Source organism: Candidatus Accumulibacter contiguus, from assembly GCF_036625285.1.
Classification (GTDB): domain Bacteria; phylum Pseudomonadota; class Gammaproteobacteria; order Burkholderiales; family Rhodocyclaceae; genus Accumulibacter; species Accumulibacter contiguus.
Genome location: NZ_JAZKUC010000001.1, coordinates 3,223,330 through 3,240,322, shown reverse-complemented (window position 1 = coordinate 3,240,322; position 16,993 = coordinate 3,223,330). Strand labels below are relative to the sequence as shown.

General features: G+C 61.0%; 8 protein-coding genes. 6 read left to right on the top strand and 2 right to left on the bottom strand.

What is annotated here, in order from left to right; translation table 11 throughout:
- The first annotated feature begins 42 nt into the window (after positions 1-42).
- The 6 genes from V5B59_RS15505 (at position 43) to V5B59_RS15480 (ending at position 8,994) form a co-directional block, all read left to right on the top strand.
- Positions 43-2,361: a DNA internalization-related competence protein ComEC/Rec2 gene (locus tag V5B59_RS15505; RefSeq protein WP_169069926.1), complete on the top strand. Its 2,319-nt coding sequence runs from the start codon at positions 43-45 to the stop codon at positions 2,359-2,361.
- Positions 2,362-2,527: 166 nt separating this feature from the next.
- On the top strand, positions 2,528-3,952 hold the full coding sequence (locus V5B59_RS15500; RefSeq protein WP_034908417.1) for a DUF2252 domain-containing protein: 1,425 nt from the start codon (positions 2,528-2,530) through the stop codon (positions 3,950-3,952).
- 41 nt (positions 3,953-3,993) lie between these two features.
- Complete coding sequence (locus V5B59_RS15495) at positions 3,994-5,712, top strand: SulP family inorganic anion transporter (protein WP_211203351.1); 1,719 nt, start codon at positions 3,994-3,996, stop codon at positions 5,710-5,712.
- Between the two features lie 35 nt (positions 5,713-5,747).
- A complete protein-coding gene (locus tag V5B59_RS15490) occupies positions 5,748-6,266 on the top strand; it encodes a potassium channel family protein (RefSeq protein WP_169069928.1) in 519 nt (172 codons plus the stop codon).
- A gap of 392 nt (positions 6,267-6,658) precedes the next feature.
- Positions 6,659-8,401: a mechanosensitive ion channel family protein gene (locus tag V5B59_RS15485; protein WP_169069929.1), complete on the top strand. Its 1,743-nt coding sequence runs from the start codon at positions 6,659-6,661 to the stop codon at positions 8,399-8,401.
- Between the two features lie 11 nt (positions 8,402-8,412).
- On the top strand, positions 8,413-8,994 hold the full coding sequence (locus V5B59_RS15480; protein ID WP_332352019.1) for a hypothetical protein: 582 nt from the start codon (positions 8,413-8,415) through the stop codon (positions 8,992-8,994).
- Positions 8,995-9,024: 30 nt separating this feature from the next.
- Here the strand turns inward: V5B59_RS15480 and V5B59_RS15475 are convergent, their stop codons facing one another.
- Entirely contained in the window at positions 9,025-10,647 is a 1,623-nt protein-coding gene (locus V5B59_RS15475) for an ABC-F family ATPase (protein WP_169069931.1), read from the bottom strand.
- A gap of 244 nt (positions 10,648-10,891) precedes the next feature.
- A complete protein-coding gene (gene mads8, locus V5B59_RS15470; RefSeq protein WP_332352018.1) occupies positions 10,892-16,456 on the bottom strand; it encodes a methylation-associated defense system ATP-binding protein MAD8 in 5,565 nt (1,854 codons plus the stop codon).
- Positions 16,457-16,993 lie beyond the last annotated feature (537 nt).

Below are 16,993 nucleotides of genomic sequence, written 5' to 3'. Positions count from 1 at the left end.
CGGATGGCCGCCTGACGAGAGCAGAATCTGCTTTAATTCGTCATGCGCGGCAACATTCTTGCTTTTGCTCTCGGTGTCGGCTGCCTGCAGCTTCAGGAGACTCTGCCGGCGTTGTCGCTCGCCGCTGGCCTGCTGGTCGGCGGTGCATTGCTGCTGCTCTGCTGCGGCCGCTGGCAGCATGCACTGGGACGAACCGTCACGGCGATCGCCTGTGCCATGCTGGGCCTGGCCTGGGCGGCACTGCTCGCCGGGCAGCGATTGCTGGATCAGCTCCCGGCCGAGTGGGAGGGGCGTGATGTGCAGGTCGTCGGCGTCATTGCGGCGCTGCCGCATGCCTTCGAGCGCGGTGAACGCTGCGAATTCGACGTCGAGGCGGTAGAAACTCCCGGCGCGCGTCTGCCGCGGCGGATCATGCTTTCCTGGTATCACGGCTGGCGCGAAGACGAGTGGCGAGATGCTCCGCGGATTCGCCCGGCCGAGCGCTGGCGCTTCACCGTTCGTCTCAAACGCCCGCACGGCAACGCCAACCCGCATGGCTTCGATTACGAGGCCTGGCTCTTCGAGCGTGGCCTGCGGGCCACCGGCTATGTGCGTCCGCGCGCCGAGGCACAGCGTCTCGACGACTTTGTGCTGCGGCCTGCCTATGTCATCGAGCGTTGGCGTGACCGGATACGCAGTTCCTTTTTTGAAGTTCTGCCCGATGCAGCGTATGTGGGCATTCTCGCTGCGCTGGCGATCGGCGACGAGCAGGCGATTCCGGCAGCACAGTGGCGCCTGTTCCGGCTGACCGGGGTGACGCACCTGATGTCGATCTCCGGCCTGCACGTGACGATGGTGGCGGCGCTGTTTGCCGGTCTGGTCGGTTGGCTGTGGCGGCGCAGCGAGCGGCTGATGCTCTTCCTGCCGGCGCCGAAAGCAGCGATCGCCGCTGGCTGGTGCACGGCTTTCGGCTACTCCCTGCTCGCCGGTTTTGCCGTACCGGCGCAGCGGACCGTCTACATGCTGAGCGTCGTTGCCCTGGCGCTGTGGTCGGGCCGCAATCTCGGCGCCAGTCGCAGCATGCTGCTGGCATTGCTGGCGGTGCTGCTGCTCGACCCCTGGGCGGTGCTGGCGCCGGGATTCTGGCTTTCCTTCGCGGCTGTCGGGTTGCTCTTCTTTGTCGGTACGGCCCGGCTGGGTGCTTCCCGTGGCTGGCGAGCGCTGCTTGCCAACTGGGGTGCGACGCAGTGGGCAGTGACCCTCGGGACGCTGCCGCTGCTGCTGCTGATGTTTCAGCAGTTCTCGCTGGTGTCGCCGCTGGCCAACGCCCTTGCGATCCCGCTGGTCAGCTTCATGATCACGCCGCTGGCGCTGCTCTTCGCCGTCTTTCCCTGGCCGCCGCTGCTCTACTTCGATCACTGGCTGCTGTCCGGTTTGATGGGTTTTCTCGAATGGCTGGCGGTCTGGCCGGTATGGGAACAGCCGGCACCGCCGCTGGCGGCGACGCTGGTAGCGATGCTCGGGGTGATCTGGCTACTGCTGCCGCGCGGTTTCCCGGCACGCTGGCTCGGGCTGTGCCTGTTGCTGCCGGCGCTGCTCTGGCCGGCAGCACGACCGTCGGTGGGCGATACCTGGGTGGACGTCCTCGATGTCGGGCAGGGACTGGCGGTTGTCGTGCGCACTGCCGAGCACAATCTCCTCTACGATGCCGGCCCACTGTACAGCGCCGAGTCGGACGCCGGGCAACGCATCATCGTTCCCTATCTGCGTGCGCACGGCGTCCGGCAGATTGATGCGCTGGTCGTGACCCATCGCGACACGGATCACTCGGGAGGCGTGCTTGCGGTGCAGGAGGCCCTGCCGATTGCGCGCACGCTGTCGTCGGTTGCCGAACTTCCCGGCGAACCCTGCTTTGCCGGGCAGGCCTGGGAATGGGACGGCGTTCGCTTCACGATCCTGCACCCGTCAGCCACTGATTACGAGCATAGGGCGGCGAAAACCAACCACATGAGCTGCGTGCTGCGGATCGAAAATGCCTTCGGCAGCGTCCTGCTCACCTCCGACATCGAGGCGCGCGACGAGCAGGCCCTGCTCGACCGGGCCGCGGCCCGCTTGCGCAGCGACGTGCTGCTGGTGCCGCACCACGGCAGCGGCACTTCGTCGACGCCCGACTTCATCTCCGCCGTTGGCGCGCGTGCGGCGATCATCCCCGTGGGTTATCGAAACCGCTATCAGCATCCCCGTCCCGACGTCGTCGAACGTTATTCCGGCAGCCGGGTGTGGCGCACCGATCGGGATGGTGCGGTGCGCATCGATCTGACGAGCGAACTCGCTCTCTCCTCGTATCGAGCGGCGTATCGACGTTACTGGCACGGACAGTGAGCGGGCTTGCCAGGCAAAACCCATAATCTTGCATGTAACCCATTTGGCATGGTAAAGAATGCAAACAACTTCTCTCGCCGAGGCCGCCGCGGCAATGGCGGCGTCTCCGGAACTGGGACTATAATGAATCCATATGACGCGTGTTGACCAAGACGGAGGATTGCAGATGGTAAGGAGCAAGTTTGATGACAAGCAGGAAAGCGCCGCCGGAAATGGCCAAGCGGTAGTCTTGTCCCCGCAGGAGCGCCGCGCACAAGGGAGCGCACTGCGCGATCTGGTGTCGCGCGAGGCACAGGGCGGATGGAAACCGCCGAAGAAACGGCGTGATCCGATCGAGGTGCTGACCGCCTCCAACGAGGGCCGGATGCCCGAACTCGTGCCGATCCGCTTCGGGCGAATGCTGCAGTCGCCGTTCACCTTTTACCGCGGCTCGGCCGCGATCATGGCCGCCGACCTCGCGTCTACGCCAAACACCGGACTCCGGGTACAGGCCTGCGGCGACGCGCATCTGCTGAACTTCGGTGGCTTTGCGACGCCGGAGCGGCAAGTGGTTTTCGATGTCAATGACCTCGATGAGACGCTGCCGGCGCCCTGGGAGTGGGATCTCAAGCGTCTTGCCGCGAGCATCGTCATTGCCGCGCAATACTTGCGCCTGCATGAAAACGAGGCCACACGGGCGGCGACGGCAACGGTGCGCGCCTACCGCGAGCGGATGGCCGACTATTCGTCGATGCGGGCGCTCGATGTCTGGTACGACACCATCCCTCTTGACCGCGTTCAGGCCGAGATGAGCGGAACCAGCGACAAACGCAGGCAGCTCGTCGCCCGGCGGATCCAGAAAGCGCGCCAGCAAAGCGCCGTCGAAAACGTTTTCCTGAAGCTCGCCGAACATCACGGGGCGCTGCCGAAGATCAAGGACAATCCGCCACTCGTCTTCCACCCCAGTGAAGAACAGGCTCCGGGAATGCAGACGCAGTACCGGGAAGCCCTGGACACTTACCGCGCGTCCCTTCCCGAGCACGTGCGCGTGCTCTTCGACCGCTTTCACCTGTGTGACGTGGCGGTCAAGGTCGTCGGCGTGGGCAGCGTCGGGACCCAATGCCTCGTGGCGCTGTTCATGGCTGCGGACAATGACCCGCTCTTCTTGCAGATCAAGGAAGCGCGGGCATCGGTTCTGGAACCCTATGCGGGGGCGAGCCTGCATGCCAATCACGGCCAGCGAGTGGTTGCGGGGCAGCGCCTGATGCAGGGAGCGAGCGACATGTTCCTCGGCTGGACGGCAGGCGTCAACGGCCGGCACTACTATTTCCGGCAATTGCGCGATGTCAAGATCAGCGCCATCGTCGAGGGATGGGATGTCGACCTGCTGACCATCTACGGCCGGCTGTGTGCCAGGGCACTGGCGCGAGCGCATGCGCGCTCCGGGGATGCGGCGCTGATCGCCGGCTACATGGGTTCAAGCTCCATCTTCGACGACGCCATCGGCGAGTTCGCGGTCGAGTACAGCGACCAGAATCAGCGGGACTACCGGGCTTTCGTCAAGGCGGTCCGGGAAGGACGACTCGAAGCGCAGGTGGAAGACAATCCGTGAGTCCAGCCGCAGATACTGAAGGAGCGCGACCCGCGAGCGCGTTGGCGCGCGACCCACCGGTCCGCGGCTGGCGCGCCGTCTTTCCCCCGGCGCAGTGGCTCGCCGCGTATCGGCCCCAGTGGCTGGCGAACGACGCGATCGCCGGTGTCACTCTTGCCGCCTACGGCATCCCGGTGTCGCTCGCCTATGCCTCGCTGGCCGGCCTGCCGCCGCAGTACGGCATCTACTGCTATCTGGTCGGCGGCCTGTTCTATGCCCTGTTCGGATCATCTCGCCAACTGGCGGTCGGTCCCACCTCGGCAATCTCGATGCTGGTCGGCGTCACGATCGCCGGCATGGCGCAGGGCGATCCGGGTCGCTGGGCCGACATCGCGGCGCTGACTGCACTGGTCATCGCCGCCATGTGCGTGCTGGCGTGGCTGTTTCGACTGAGTTCGCTGGTCAACTTCATCAGCGAAACCATACTGCTCGGTTTCAAGGCTGGCGCGGCGCTGACGATTGCCATGACCCAGTTGCCCAAGCTGTTCGGGGTCAAGGGCGGCGGTGAGGGTTTCTTCGAGCGCATCGTCATCCTCGCTGGCCAGCTTCCCGGGACCAACCTCGCCGTGTTCGCTTTCGGTTTGGCCGCTCTCGCGGTGCTGCTACTGGGGGAAAGATTCCTGCCGGGCCGTCCGATCGCATTGTTGGTGGTGGTGATTTCCATCCTCATGCTGTCGGTGACCGCACTGGGGGATCTCGGTTTCAAGATCGTCGGTGCCTTGCCACAAGGCCTGCCTGATTTCCACATGGCGGAGTTGCGGCTGCGCGACGTGGATGGGGTGATCCCGCTGGCGTTCGCGTGCCTGTTGCTGGCGTACGTGGAAAGTGTTTCCGCAGCACGTACCCTGGCACAGGCGCACGGCTACGAAATCGACGCGCGCCAGGAACTGCTCGGCCTGGGCGCCGCGAATCTGGCCGCGGCGTTCTTTCAGGCGTACCCAGTGGCCGGCGGCCTGTCGCAGTCCTCGGTAAACGACAAGGCCGGCGCCAAAACGCCGCTTGCCCTGGTTTTCGCTTCGCTGACGATCGGTCTTTGCCTGATGTACCTGACCGGGCTGCTGTACAACCTGCCCAACGTGGTTCTCGCGGCGATCGTGCTGGTTGCCGTCAAGGGCTTGATTAATATCGGCGAACTGCGTCACGTGTGGCGGGTAAGCCGCTTCGAATTCAGCGTGTCGATGGTCGCTTTCGCCGGCGTGCTGCTGTTCGGAATTCTCAAGGGCGTGATTGTGGCGGTGCTCGTCTCGATGTTGTTGCTCATCCGGCGCGCCGCGCACCCGCATGTGGCCTTCCTCGGCCGCATCCCCGGCACCCTCCGGAGTTACTCCGACATGGAGCGCAGCCCGGACAACGAGGCAGTTCCGGGTGCGCTGGTGTTCCGCGTCGAGGCCTCCCTGCTCTACTTCAACGTCGAGTATGTGCGCGATGCGGTCTGGCAGAGAATTCGGTCGACCGCCGCTCCGCTCAGCTTGGTGGTATGCGATCTGTCCACTTCACCCGCTGTCGATCTGGCCGGTGCGCGAATGCTGGCGAAACTGCATGACGAACTCAAGGCGGCGGGCATCGGCCTGCGCTTGGTGGCGGCGCACGCGGCGGTGCGTGACATGCTGCGCGCCGAAGGCCTGGAGGAAAGGGTCGGCTACTTCGGGCGCCGAGTCAGGGTGGCTGATGTCATTGACGAGTTCCAGGGCCGCACGGGAACTGCAAGGATCAATTTATGAGTTGAGATCGTTCGAGGAAAAACAGAGCACGCAGGGTGCTGCGCCCGACCGTGAGGATCGATGACGATGAATCTGATGAACTGCCGCACCAGCCGCCCGATGCTCGCTGCCAATCCCTGACGATGCACTCGAATCTCGTCATCGCGTGTGTTCTGGTGGGGGTCACGGTCATCGTGCATGCCAGTGGGCTCGCCGTGCTGCTCAGAGTCTTTATGCGATCGCCCACCCCGATGCCGAAGCGCTTCTGGCCCATTGTCTGGCTACTTATCCGCTTGACGCTGGCTCTGATCTTGATCCACCTGAGCGAGATTGCCGTCTGGGCATTCTTTTATCTGTGGACGGAGTGCCTGCCCGATGCCGAGTCGGCGTTCTATTTCTCTGGAGTGACCTATACGACGATTGGCTACGGCGATCTGGTACTGCCCAGACCGTGGCGGTTGCTCGGGCCCGTCGAGGGCCTGACAGGTATCCTGATGTGCGGGTTGTCCACGGGATTATTCGTCGCTCTGCTCGGCAGAGTCATCGGAGGCAAGGTCGGAGATGACCCCGACTGAACATCGATGAAGTCTCCCGCCTTCATCACAGCACCTCTTTCACCTTCTTTGCGACCTCGTCGATCCCTGCATCCCGGCGGAAAGCCGTGCAACTGCCATTGCCAGACGCATTTCGCCATCCTCCGGCCATGTCTATGGTATCGACGACAAGGCCGGGAAAACCTATCAGAGAGGCCAGGAAGTTGCTATCCTTGGCATTTCTTACCGATCATAGGGGAACGCTGATGGCAATGAACGACGATAATCAGGCCCTGCTGGAAAAGTGGTTTGGTACAGATTAGCAGAGAATGGGAGTGACCCCTTTCTGCGATGAGGTTCATAGCGTGCCAGTGAAGAATACCTTTCAATTGGCTCCCGCCGGGTGCCCGATCGCAGCTATCCTGGCGTTGGTCATGCTCCTGTTTTGCGCCGTGCCTGTCGGTGCGGGACAGGACAGCCCCCTGAAACCGATCGATACCTCCAGCCCGAGAGCCACGATCCAGGGCTTCCTCGAATTCATGAACAAGAGCTATGCAACGGGTGTCGGTGTCGTACAGGTGTATCTCGCTTCCCCAGAGCTTTACTTGACACCGACGCAACTGCGCACCATTGGCCAGTCAATACACTACCAGGAAGCGGCCCAGCGGGCACTGGACTTGAACGAAGTGCCGCCGGCCATGCTTCAGGAGTCCGCACGTCGGCTGTCGATACAATTGAAGGAAGTTCTCGACCGCATTGATGTCCCGCCCTTCGAGTCGATTCCGGATGCCGAGGCGATGGCCAAGGCCGAATTCAAGCGCTGGACCCTGCCAAATTCCGAGATTCGGATTCAACGGGTTGAAAAGGGACCGCGCGCCGGGGAATATCTGTTTACGCCCGAAACACTCAGCCGCCTGCCGGAGTTCTACGGCAGGGTCAAGAACCTGCCGTATAAACCCGATGCCACCGTCGGCTGGGACGATTTCTCCACCTATAGTCCGGTTGGGGTGGCTGTTCTATTGCGGGGACTGGTACCGCCCCGATGGTTGATCGATACGCCCGAGTATCGCGTTCGGACGACGTTCCTCGACCAGCCGGTGTGGCGCTGGTGCGCGATCGCGTTCGTCTTGGGTGCCGGCATCGCCGTTGTTCTCCTGTGCTTTCGCCTGAGTCGATATTGGGCCAGTCGATCGCCATCGGCCGAGAAGTGGGCGAGCTTGTTGCGGCCGCTCAGCCTGATCATCGTGGCGCCTTTGACCGCATCGATTCTTGCCGACACGCTACGGATTTCGGGCAACGTCTACCAGGTGATGACGCTGTCGATCTGGACCCTGTTCTATCTCACGCTCACCTGGACGGTCTGGGCCGCTGGCGGCGCCGTCGCTGCGAGTCTGATCGCCGGGGAAAAATTGCTGGTCAGCAGCATCGACAGCCAGCTTATCCGCCTAGTGACGCGGCTGATGACCGTCGTCGCGGCGGTTTTCATCCTCGTGACTGGCGCTGACCGGATCGGTTTGCCCGCCTATTCGGTGCTGGCCGGTCTCGGCGTCGGCGGCCTTGCAGTCGCCCTGGCAGCGCAGCAGACTCTTGCCAACCTCCTCGGTTCGCTGATCATCATGTTCGAGAGGCCCTTCGCCATTGGCCATTTGATCAAGGTCCAGGGCATCGAGGGAACCGTCGAGAACGTCGGTTTTCGCAGCACCCGAATTCGCACGACCCAGAACTCCCTGGTCATCATTCCGAGCAGTCAACTGGTGAACAGCACTGTCGACAACATGGAGTTGCGCGAGTATCGGCAGGTCAAGACTGTTCTGAACCTCACCAGCGACACATCCGTTCAGATGATCAAGGAGTTTGTCGAAGGGGTGAGAATGATCCTGAAAACTGATCCAGACACCCGCAAGGACAACCCCCAGGTGTTCTTCTATGAGTTCGGGCCTCACAGCCTGGATATCCTGGTGAACTTTTTTCTCAAGGTGCCCAACAGGGCGGCAGAACTCCTCGCGCGGCAGCGGATTCTGCTGGATATCGTTAGTTTGGCCGGGAGCAAGGGGGTGCAATTCGCCTTTCCGACGCAAACCTTGCACATTGGCAGTTTGCCGGGAGAATACCCGACCAGCGAAAGCCAGGGACTCGGACCAACCGGGAAGTCTGCCGGGCCTAACGGTTCACATTGAAGGAGAGTTCAATGCGTGTCGGCAGATTGCTGCTGGCCTTACTATGGATCAGTTGCGCGGCCTGGGCTGAGGTTTCGCTGCCGCTGCCGCAAACGCTCGAAGAGGCCAGCGCGCAGCGGGAGAGAGCCGCGTCGATGCGTGCGGAAGCAGAGCGTCGCCACGAGGCCGAGCAAAAAAATTGCCATACCAGGTTTCTGGTCAACGATTGTCTCGCGGCCGCCAAGAAGCGCTATACGGCGACGATCATCGAGGCTAGAAAGCTCGATCAACCGGCTCGCGATTTCCAACGCGAGGCAAAGAGACAGGAAATCGAGGCCAAGGAAGCGCAGCGGCTTGCCGATCAGCCTCGGCGCGAAGCCGGGCAGCAGGAGAGCGCCGAGCGTTTCCACGCCGAGGAGGCTGCGAAGACCGCTGCACGCGAGCAGAAGCTGGCTGCAAAAGCGGCCAAGGCTGAAGAAGGGCGCCGCAGAGAGGCAGCCAGGCAGGCCAAGAGACAAGCCAAACAGGAGAAACGGGCGCAGCAGGATGCCGAGCGCGAGGCCAGGAAGGCTACCAGGGAAGCAGGCCGATCAGCCGACGGAACTGCCAACTGATCCGCCGGAATTGCGCGCTCGAGTTCTGCCTCAGGCGATCCCCTGGCTGGCGAGGTACTCTTCGTAGTTGCCGAGGTAGTTGATCACCTTGCCGTCGATGCGCACTTCGAGAATGCGGGTGGCGAGCGATGAAACGAATTCGCGGTCGTGCGAGACGAAGATCAATGTTCCCTTGAACTTCTCGAGCGCACTATTGAGCGACTCGATCGATTCCATGTCGAGGTGGTTGGTGGGTTCATCAAGGACCAGAATGTTCGGTCGCATGAGCATCAATTTGCCGAAAATCATCCGGCCTTGTTCACCGCCAGAGATCACCTTGACCGCTTTCTGCACTTCATTGCCCGAGAACAAGAGGCGTCCGAGCGTGCCGCGGACCAGCGTAGACAGGTCATCCCCATCGCCGACGCTGCTGCGTGCATAGCCGGCGATCCAGGCGGTGAGGCTGAGGTCGCTGTTGAATTCGCTGGCGTGGTCCTGGGCATAGTAACCGGGGCGAGCTTTCTCCGCCCACTTGATACTGCCGCGCTGGGGTTGCAACTCGCCCATCAGCAACTTCAGCAGGGTGGTCTTGCCGACACCATTTTCTCCGATGATTGCCAGACGATCGCCGCCGTTGAGCGTCAGGTCGAGCTTGTTGAAGATCTTTCGCTCGCTGTCGTGGTAGCCGAAGCTCAGGTTCTGGATTTCGACGGCCTGCCGGTGCAGCTTCTCCTTTTCGTCAAACTCGAAACGGATCCACGGATACTGGCGCGACGAAGGCTTGATATCTTCCGGTTTCAGCTTGTCGATCAGCTTCAGGCGAGAGGTTGCCTGTTTGGCCTTGGAAGCGTTGGCCGAGAAGCGGCGAACGAAATTCTGCAGCTCGGCGATACGTTCCTTGGCCTTGGCGTTGGCGCTCTGCTGGCGCTCGCGGGCCTGTGTCGAGGCTTCCATGAAGTCGTCGTAGTTACCCGGATAGACGGAGATCTTGCCGTAATCCAGGTCGGCCATATGTGTACAGACCTGGTTGAGGAAGTGTCGATCATGGGAAATGATGACCATCGTGCTGTTGCGCTCGTTGATCGCGTTTTCCAGCCAGCGGATGGTGGCAATGTCGAGGTTGTTGGTTGGTTCGTCGAGCAACAGGATGTCCGGGTCGGCAAACAGCGCCTGGATCAAAAGAACGCGCAGCTTCCAGCCGGGAGCGACATCGCTCATCGGGCCAAAGTGCTGTTCGGCCGGGATGCCCACACCGAGCAGCAGTTCGCCGGCGCGTGCTTCGGCAGTGTAGCCGCCGTATTCGGCGAATCTGGCTTCCAGGTCGGCGGCGTGCATATAGTCTTCCTCGCTCGCCTCCGGATTGGCGTAGATGGTGTCCTTTTCAAGCATGCAGGCCCACATCTGCTCGTGACCCATCATCACCACATCGATCACGCGCTGTTGTTCAAAGGCGAACTGATCCTGGCGCAGATAGGCCATGCGTTCGTGCGGATCCTTGGAGATGTTGCCGGCGCTGGGTTCGAGTTCACCGGCCAGGATCTTCATGAAGGTCGACTTGCCGGCGCCATTGGCACCGATCAGTCCGTAGCGATAGCCCTCGCCAAACTTGACCGAGACGTTTTCAAAAAGGGGCTTGGCCCCGAACTGCATGGTGATGTTATTGGCGACGAGCACGAAGAAACCTCGGTAAAATCATCAGGTTGCAAAAGGGCGATATTGTACCCCAGCGGCCGTCGATGCGCCTGTTCCGCATCGTTGCTCAGCAATTCTCATGTTGGTCAAGGTGGCCTTCTGTTCTCCCACCGAGCATCTGCGAATGAGCCAGATTCAGGGACTGGACCCCACTCATGGCTGGCAGAAAGGCACTTTCCGGCGAACTCGCTCCATTGTTTGAGTCACAATGAGAATTGCTGCTCCATTACTGACTCTTTTCCAGAACAGCAACCCTCGTCGCCCCACCATGCTGGGTTACCCGTGGTCGACAACGCACCTTCATGGCACCTTTGGAAAACGACTCGTCTGTTGCCTTGCTGGACCAGACATAGGCCTCACCCGCCTTCAGCGCCGCCATCCGCTCCGGTGTGAGGTTGGCCAGCGCCGCATTGGCCTTCTGAATATGCTTCAACCATGCCGGCGAGTTGAACTTGTGCATGATGATCTGGCTGGAGAGTTCGATCAGGCTGACGGGCACCGAAGGCGGATCCTGGCTGGCAACCATGATGCTCACCCCTTTGTGCCGCATTTCACGGACGACCGCGATCAATCCGGCAACCAGATCCGGGCTCTCGATGTACTTGTGCGCCTCGTCAAAAACCACCAGCTTGTTGAAGCTACGCCCATCCACCCGTGCGTCGGCAAACAACTGGAGCAACACGACGAAGAGGCCAAGCGCCTCATCCTTTTCGATGAACTCATCGCGCAGGTCCACGATCACCAGGCGACCCGGAAGCACCACATCGGTCAGTGACGCGGCATCATCAATGTACTCGCTGGCCAAATCCAGTCGCATACGTGCCAGGTCCTTCAGGTGGTCTGGAACCGACAAGGTATCAATCCCGCTGCGCAATCCATCGAGCGTGATGTGGTCACGCATCGACTTCATGATGCGCATCAACTGCCGTATGTAGGTCGCCTGATTGCCTACCGCACCCATCAGGAACTTCCAGTGGGAAGCCTTCAGCTCCGCTGCTGAAAATTGCAGTGGCAACACCTCGATGTCCGGATACTCTGCCTGTCGCTCGTCCAATTTGTCAGCCGGCACAAGGAGAACGACGTCTTCAAGTGCCCGAGGTTCGGCACCGTAAGTGTCTCGCAACTGCTGTACCTGTTCCTTGACGGAATTCGCTCCGACCATCGACGTAAACTCTGGCTTGTAGTCCATCGTCGGGCTGTAATGGAAGATCACGGTTGCCAAGGGCTCTGGCAAAATATTGATCCCCGGAATCATCAACGAGGCCATCTCGGCCACCAGACCGAGCGTGTAACTCTTGCCACCGCCCTGCACCCCGAACAGGCTGATCGTATGCGTCTGGTTCAGATCCAACGCCACCTTGCGACCGGAAACTTCCCCGAGAAGGCCATACTGAGGGGTGGCAATTGTAGTCCCCAGCATGATGTCGTATTCGGCGGTGCTGGCAGGCGGCAGGCTCTTCGATACAGCGTGATCGAATGCCGACTGGCTAGCCGAAATCACGGGCTCTGCACTCGAATCTGGCGACGCGACAGCCACCGGCGCCTGCACCTCGGCGCGGTCACGCGATACCTTGCCCAACGGTAACTGAGGCACATCGTGCACTGCCTTTGCCGATTCCACGGATGTTGACCTCGTATCAACTACCAGGCTGCGGTCCACCCCTTTAGGGTAGAACTGCCGATCGCCCCCGTCCCATGACACTGTGCGATCACGCCCGAGACTTACGAACGCCGCCTTGCCGAAGGTCGGTACGCCAGGGGCCAGGCTGCGTCGACGTACCAACTCCTGTGTGATCTCCTTCGTCACATCCGGCCCCGTAGCCGGCGCAAAAGTGACCAAAGACTCGGTTTCCACCACCGCCGCATCCACCAGCTGTTCGATCAGGTCCCGACCAATCCGGTAGTACTCGATTCCGTGATCCACCTCTGGTGTCTCGGTACCGACCTTCCTGAAATCGAAGACGATTGCGCTGCGAGTGAACTGCAAGCGATAGGGCAGATCATCGAGGTGACGCAAGAAATACCGCGCCTCCTCGGCGGCGTCCGGCATCACAAGGCCGTAGCGCTCAGAACGTTCCAGGTAAAACCCGAGCAACGACGCCAGATCGTAGTTCTTGATCGGGCGATCGGGCCGATCAATCGCTTTGCGATGCGGATCAAAGTGGTACGACAAGACCTGCTCGGTCTGCGAAATCTGCTCGGCAATAGACGTTTTGAGTTGCTCATAGGCTGCCACGTCGCCAAGCTGCGAGTAGCATTTCACTTCCACCAATCGGCAGGTGATCATTCGGCCATTTGGATCAAGGTCGAACAGCGCCAGGTCGGTGCGACGGAAGCTGACCTCATCGCCAAGTTCCATCGCGTTCTGGCGCAGAGCACTGTACAACTCCAGATGCGCATCCAGCGGGACAACAATCTGGTTCAGGAAAACGCCCTGATGTTCAAGGAACAAGCGCGACAGCGCCAGGCCCATCGCCTCTGCGCGTTGCGTCGGCGACGAAAGCAGCTTCAGTGCGAGGCGCCCGGAAAGCGAGCGTAGCTGATCAAGCATCACCAAGGCATGTTTGCCGCTGCTCGGCAACCCATAGTCGGCCAATAGCGGTACCAGCAGGGCTTCCAGTTCTGCCACCGAGCGCGACGTGATCACCAGACGATGCCCCATCGCATTGGCCATATCAGGCGAATGATCGATCAGATAATCCGGACGAGTGGGATGGCGCCGATGGTCGAAGAACTCGATGCCGAGGTTCCGATCCATCGTCAGAACCCAATCGCTTACCTCGTGCACCTGATGCAGCATGGCCCGTTGCTCGGCCGAGAGAGACAGCGCGATCACCGGACGAGCGTTGGGCAAGGCCTGAGAACGCGATACGCTGGCCAACGCTACCGACAGCAGGCGCGACATGGTGGCCACGAGATCGGTGAGTTCCTCGGCATCTTCCAGTGCCTGCGCACCCCCATGCAGCGGCTGCCTCAGCCAGGTAATCGACTGCTCGTCCTCGCGGTATTTCACGGCATAAGGCTGTACCAATCCGTGGACAAAGGCGCACTCCTCTGACGCGCCGGCATCAATCGCCCGAATTTCCTCCGCCGGGAAGAGATCGAACAAGAAACTCAGATGTGCCGCATGCTCATCTGGCGCCTTGCGAAACTCCTCGATCGAACGGATGGCCAGCCGCAGCTTCGGCTGCAGATGGCTTTCGGTAGGGGTGGCAAAAGCATCCACCTCGCGCCCGGTAACTGCCGAGTCGGGAGCAAGAAGCTCGTTCAGCGCGTCACCAGTCCCAGGCGCGTCGGGATCGGGAACCAACAGGCGGACGTCGTAACGAAGATCGGAAAACTGAGAATTTCTCTGCATGCCCACCAGCACGTCGGCGAGCACGGCAGCGCGCCCTGCATTGAAGGCATTGATGGTCAGCGTTCTGACATAAGGGTGCTGGATCATATAGCGCTGTACGCGAGCCACCAGATAATCGGCATCGATCATCGAACCGCCGACCGATGGTTCCGCCAGGCTGAGCGCAGTACACACCTCGCCGATCAATCCCCGTGGGTCATTCTCGTCGGCAGACGCATAGAGTGTCCAGAACGGTGTGATGTTATCCACAGCCAATACGGTGCGGCCCAGCTCATCGCTTTGCAACAGCACTGGCGGGAAGCCTACCGGCGCAAGCTGCTTCAAGACGGCGTCGCGTGTTGACACCACAAACTCACGATCAGCCTGCCGGGCTTGTTGCAGCCATTGCTGCGCCAGATGTGCCCAGGTCGTGTGCCAGGTGATGCGTAGCGGATGGGTTGGCCCGAGCAATACCGCCTCGCGCCTTCGACCGCGATAGTCATCAATGACCAGCACCACGGAATCGACTGTCAGCGCACCGCGCAACTCCTCGAAAGCATCTCTCGATGTCACCGCATCGGCTGACGCAGCTCTTACCATTGCCGCCTCAAGCCAATCAACATAGGCGCTGGCATAATTCTCCGCCGGCTCTCGCAGTCCAATTAGATCGCTTCCTTGCAGGATCAATTGTTCATCCCCGCGCAGGATGGCCTGGAACAAATGCTGCCGAGCCTCGACGAAACGACCACATTCCACGGTTTGTGGCCAGCTGTAGGACAGCGTTGCCAGGCTGGCTCCTCTGGCAGGTGTAATTTCCAGGCGCAAACGATTGACTGCCACCGGATCGGCAAGGAATCGACGTTCGATATCGGCAAGCAGGCTGGATATCAGCACGTTCGCCTTACCTTCCTTGCCGAGCCTGATCTCCAGCGTATCCGAACCGACCGTCCTGCTTCTTGCCTGCCGTTCGACCCAGGCGCAAGCCGATACCGTGATGGCTTCCGGATCACGCTCCTGCACCACTGCTCTGAAGCGCGCCTGAAACAGCGCATGCGACAAGCTGTGCTCGCGAGGAACGGCCCGCTGTGGTGGCTCGACTTCCACGTCGTCGTCGGTTACAACGTAGAACAAATCGCTTTCATTGGGCCGGTTGGCCTCTTCTCCGTCTACCACCCGGGAAAGCGACTCTCCGGCTTCATTCAAGAGCGCGACGCGATCTCCATCCTTCGTCTCGGCGTAGACACGAACGAAGTGCCACCCTTCTTCCCAGTCGATCTTGCCGATCGAGGAAAACGCGACCGTGGCGGCGTCCGTCGCCCTGGTCCATGCCGCTTTTCGGCGACGCAGGCCGGTCGGACCATTATCCCGAGACACCACCTCGGCGACGAATCGGCTCAGGCCTTCGACTTTCGAAGGCTGTGGCTCAACGCGAAAAGACACGCTGAACTTCTTCTGACCCGTCCTGGAGATGGGCAAGACACGATGGCCAATCAGATCAGTCAGGCGCGGATCGGTCTCATCCGCCTTGACCAAGGGCAGATCGGGAAGCTCCACATCGCCGATGTAGATCGCATCCGGACTGATTCCGCCATCCGCGAAAACCCAGCGGTTGAATGCCAAAGGCCAGTTGGCTCGATCCTTGACGATCTGGTGCGTCCATTCTCGCGGATCAGCCAGACCCACACGCGAGAAGAAGTCCCCCATCTGCCGGCAATAGGCAGGATCCATCAAACCGAGCTCCAGTGCCCGCGCCCGTTCGGAGCGTGCTGACCAGGTCACACGCTCAACACACTCCCGATTGCGCGCCACACGCGCCGGCGCACGATCCGGAACTGACAGCAGTTCAAAATCGGGCACCAGGCCCAATTCGAACAAGGCCGCACCAATGGCCTGGGCATCGAAGTCATTGAGTTGTGCGGTCAGCAGAAAACGTGCGACCGACGCCTCATCAGCAAAGCGCCAGGCTCTGCCCTCGCTCTGCAGATCCTCCAGCAACACCTCGACCGCACCCTTGATTGGCGCCGGCACCGACGCGAGCAAGCACGAGACCAGGTCGCCATAGGCGTCATCGATCGAGATCTCCTCGAACGTGGCTACGCCGAAAGAGTCCTCGGCGGAAGCGCGCAGGTCGTTCGGTACAAAGACCAGCAGCGGGGCGCGCAACTCATCGTTGGGCAAGGGGTTCCGAAGTTCCACCAGCTTGGTGCTTGATACCGCGATGTTCGGGGCCGACTGCCGCAGGGCTTCGTCGGCGAGAACCACGACTGTCGCGCCCGGAACCAGGCTGCGCAGGCCCCCACACAGACGCACCATCAAGTCACGGTCGAGGTCCGTCACCCGCATGCAATGCCCCGCCTCCCGTTTGCCGAGCACTGCCGCGAAACGCGGCAGCAGGACAGATTCCAGGGCGACGTTCAGCTCCTGGCTAGTCAGTTCGCGCAGTCCCTGAGTCATGCCTTCGCTCGCTTTTCTGCAATCGTGTAGCGTGGCACAACCGTCTGAGTCACGTAGGCATCGGACAGGTCACGGTAAAAGCCGATCTCTCGCAAGCGGGCAGTGAAGGCTTGCAAGTTGGTCCGCAACGCCTTTCGATCATCAATCGATGGCGCCGGGAATCCTTCATCAAGGGGCAACTGATCAATGTACAGCCCGTAGCGCTCTCTCAGAAAGGTCAGCAGATCGTCAATCCGCATCTCGGCAGTGTGGTAGCCGGTCTCGCCAACACGCAACACGGCGATCTGCAGCAGCACTTCCAGCAAACGGCTGTCGAGCACAAATCGCCGCGGCGCATTCTTGGCCCGTGACTGAGCGAGAAGGGCACCGGAGCGGTTCTTCAACATCGTTGAATCGAGAGATTCAATGATGTAACGGCGGTGAAATGCCCCGCGCTGGGCCAAGAGAATTTCGATGTACGTTTCGAAATCCGAAAGCCCCATTTTCGACAAGGCGGTCGTTTCCTCATCCCAACCGCCGGCATCATCCCTCAGCGAA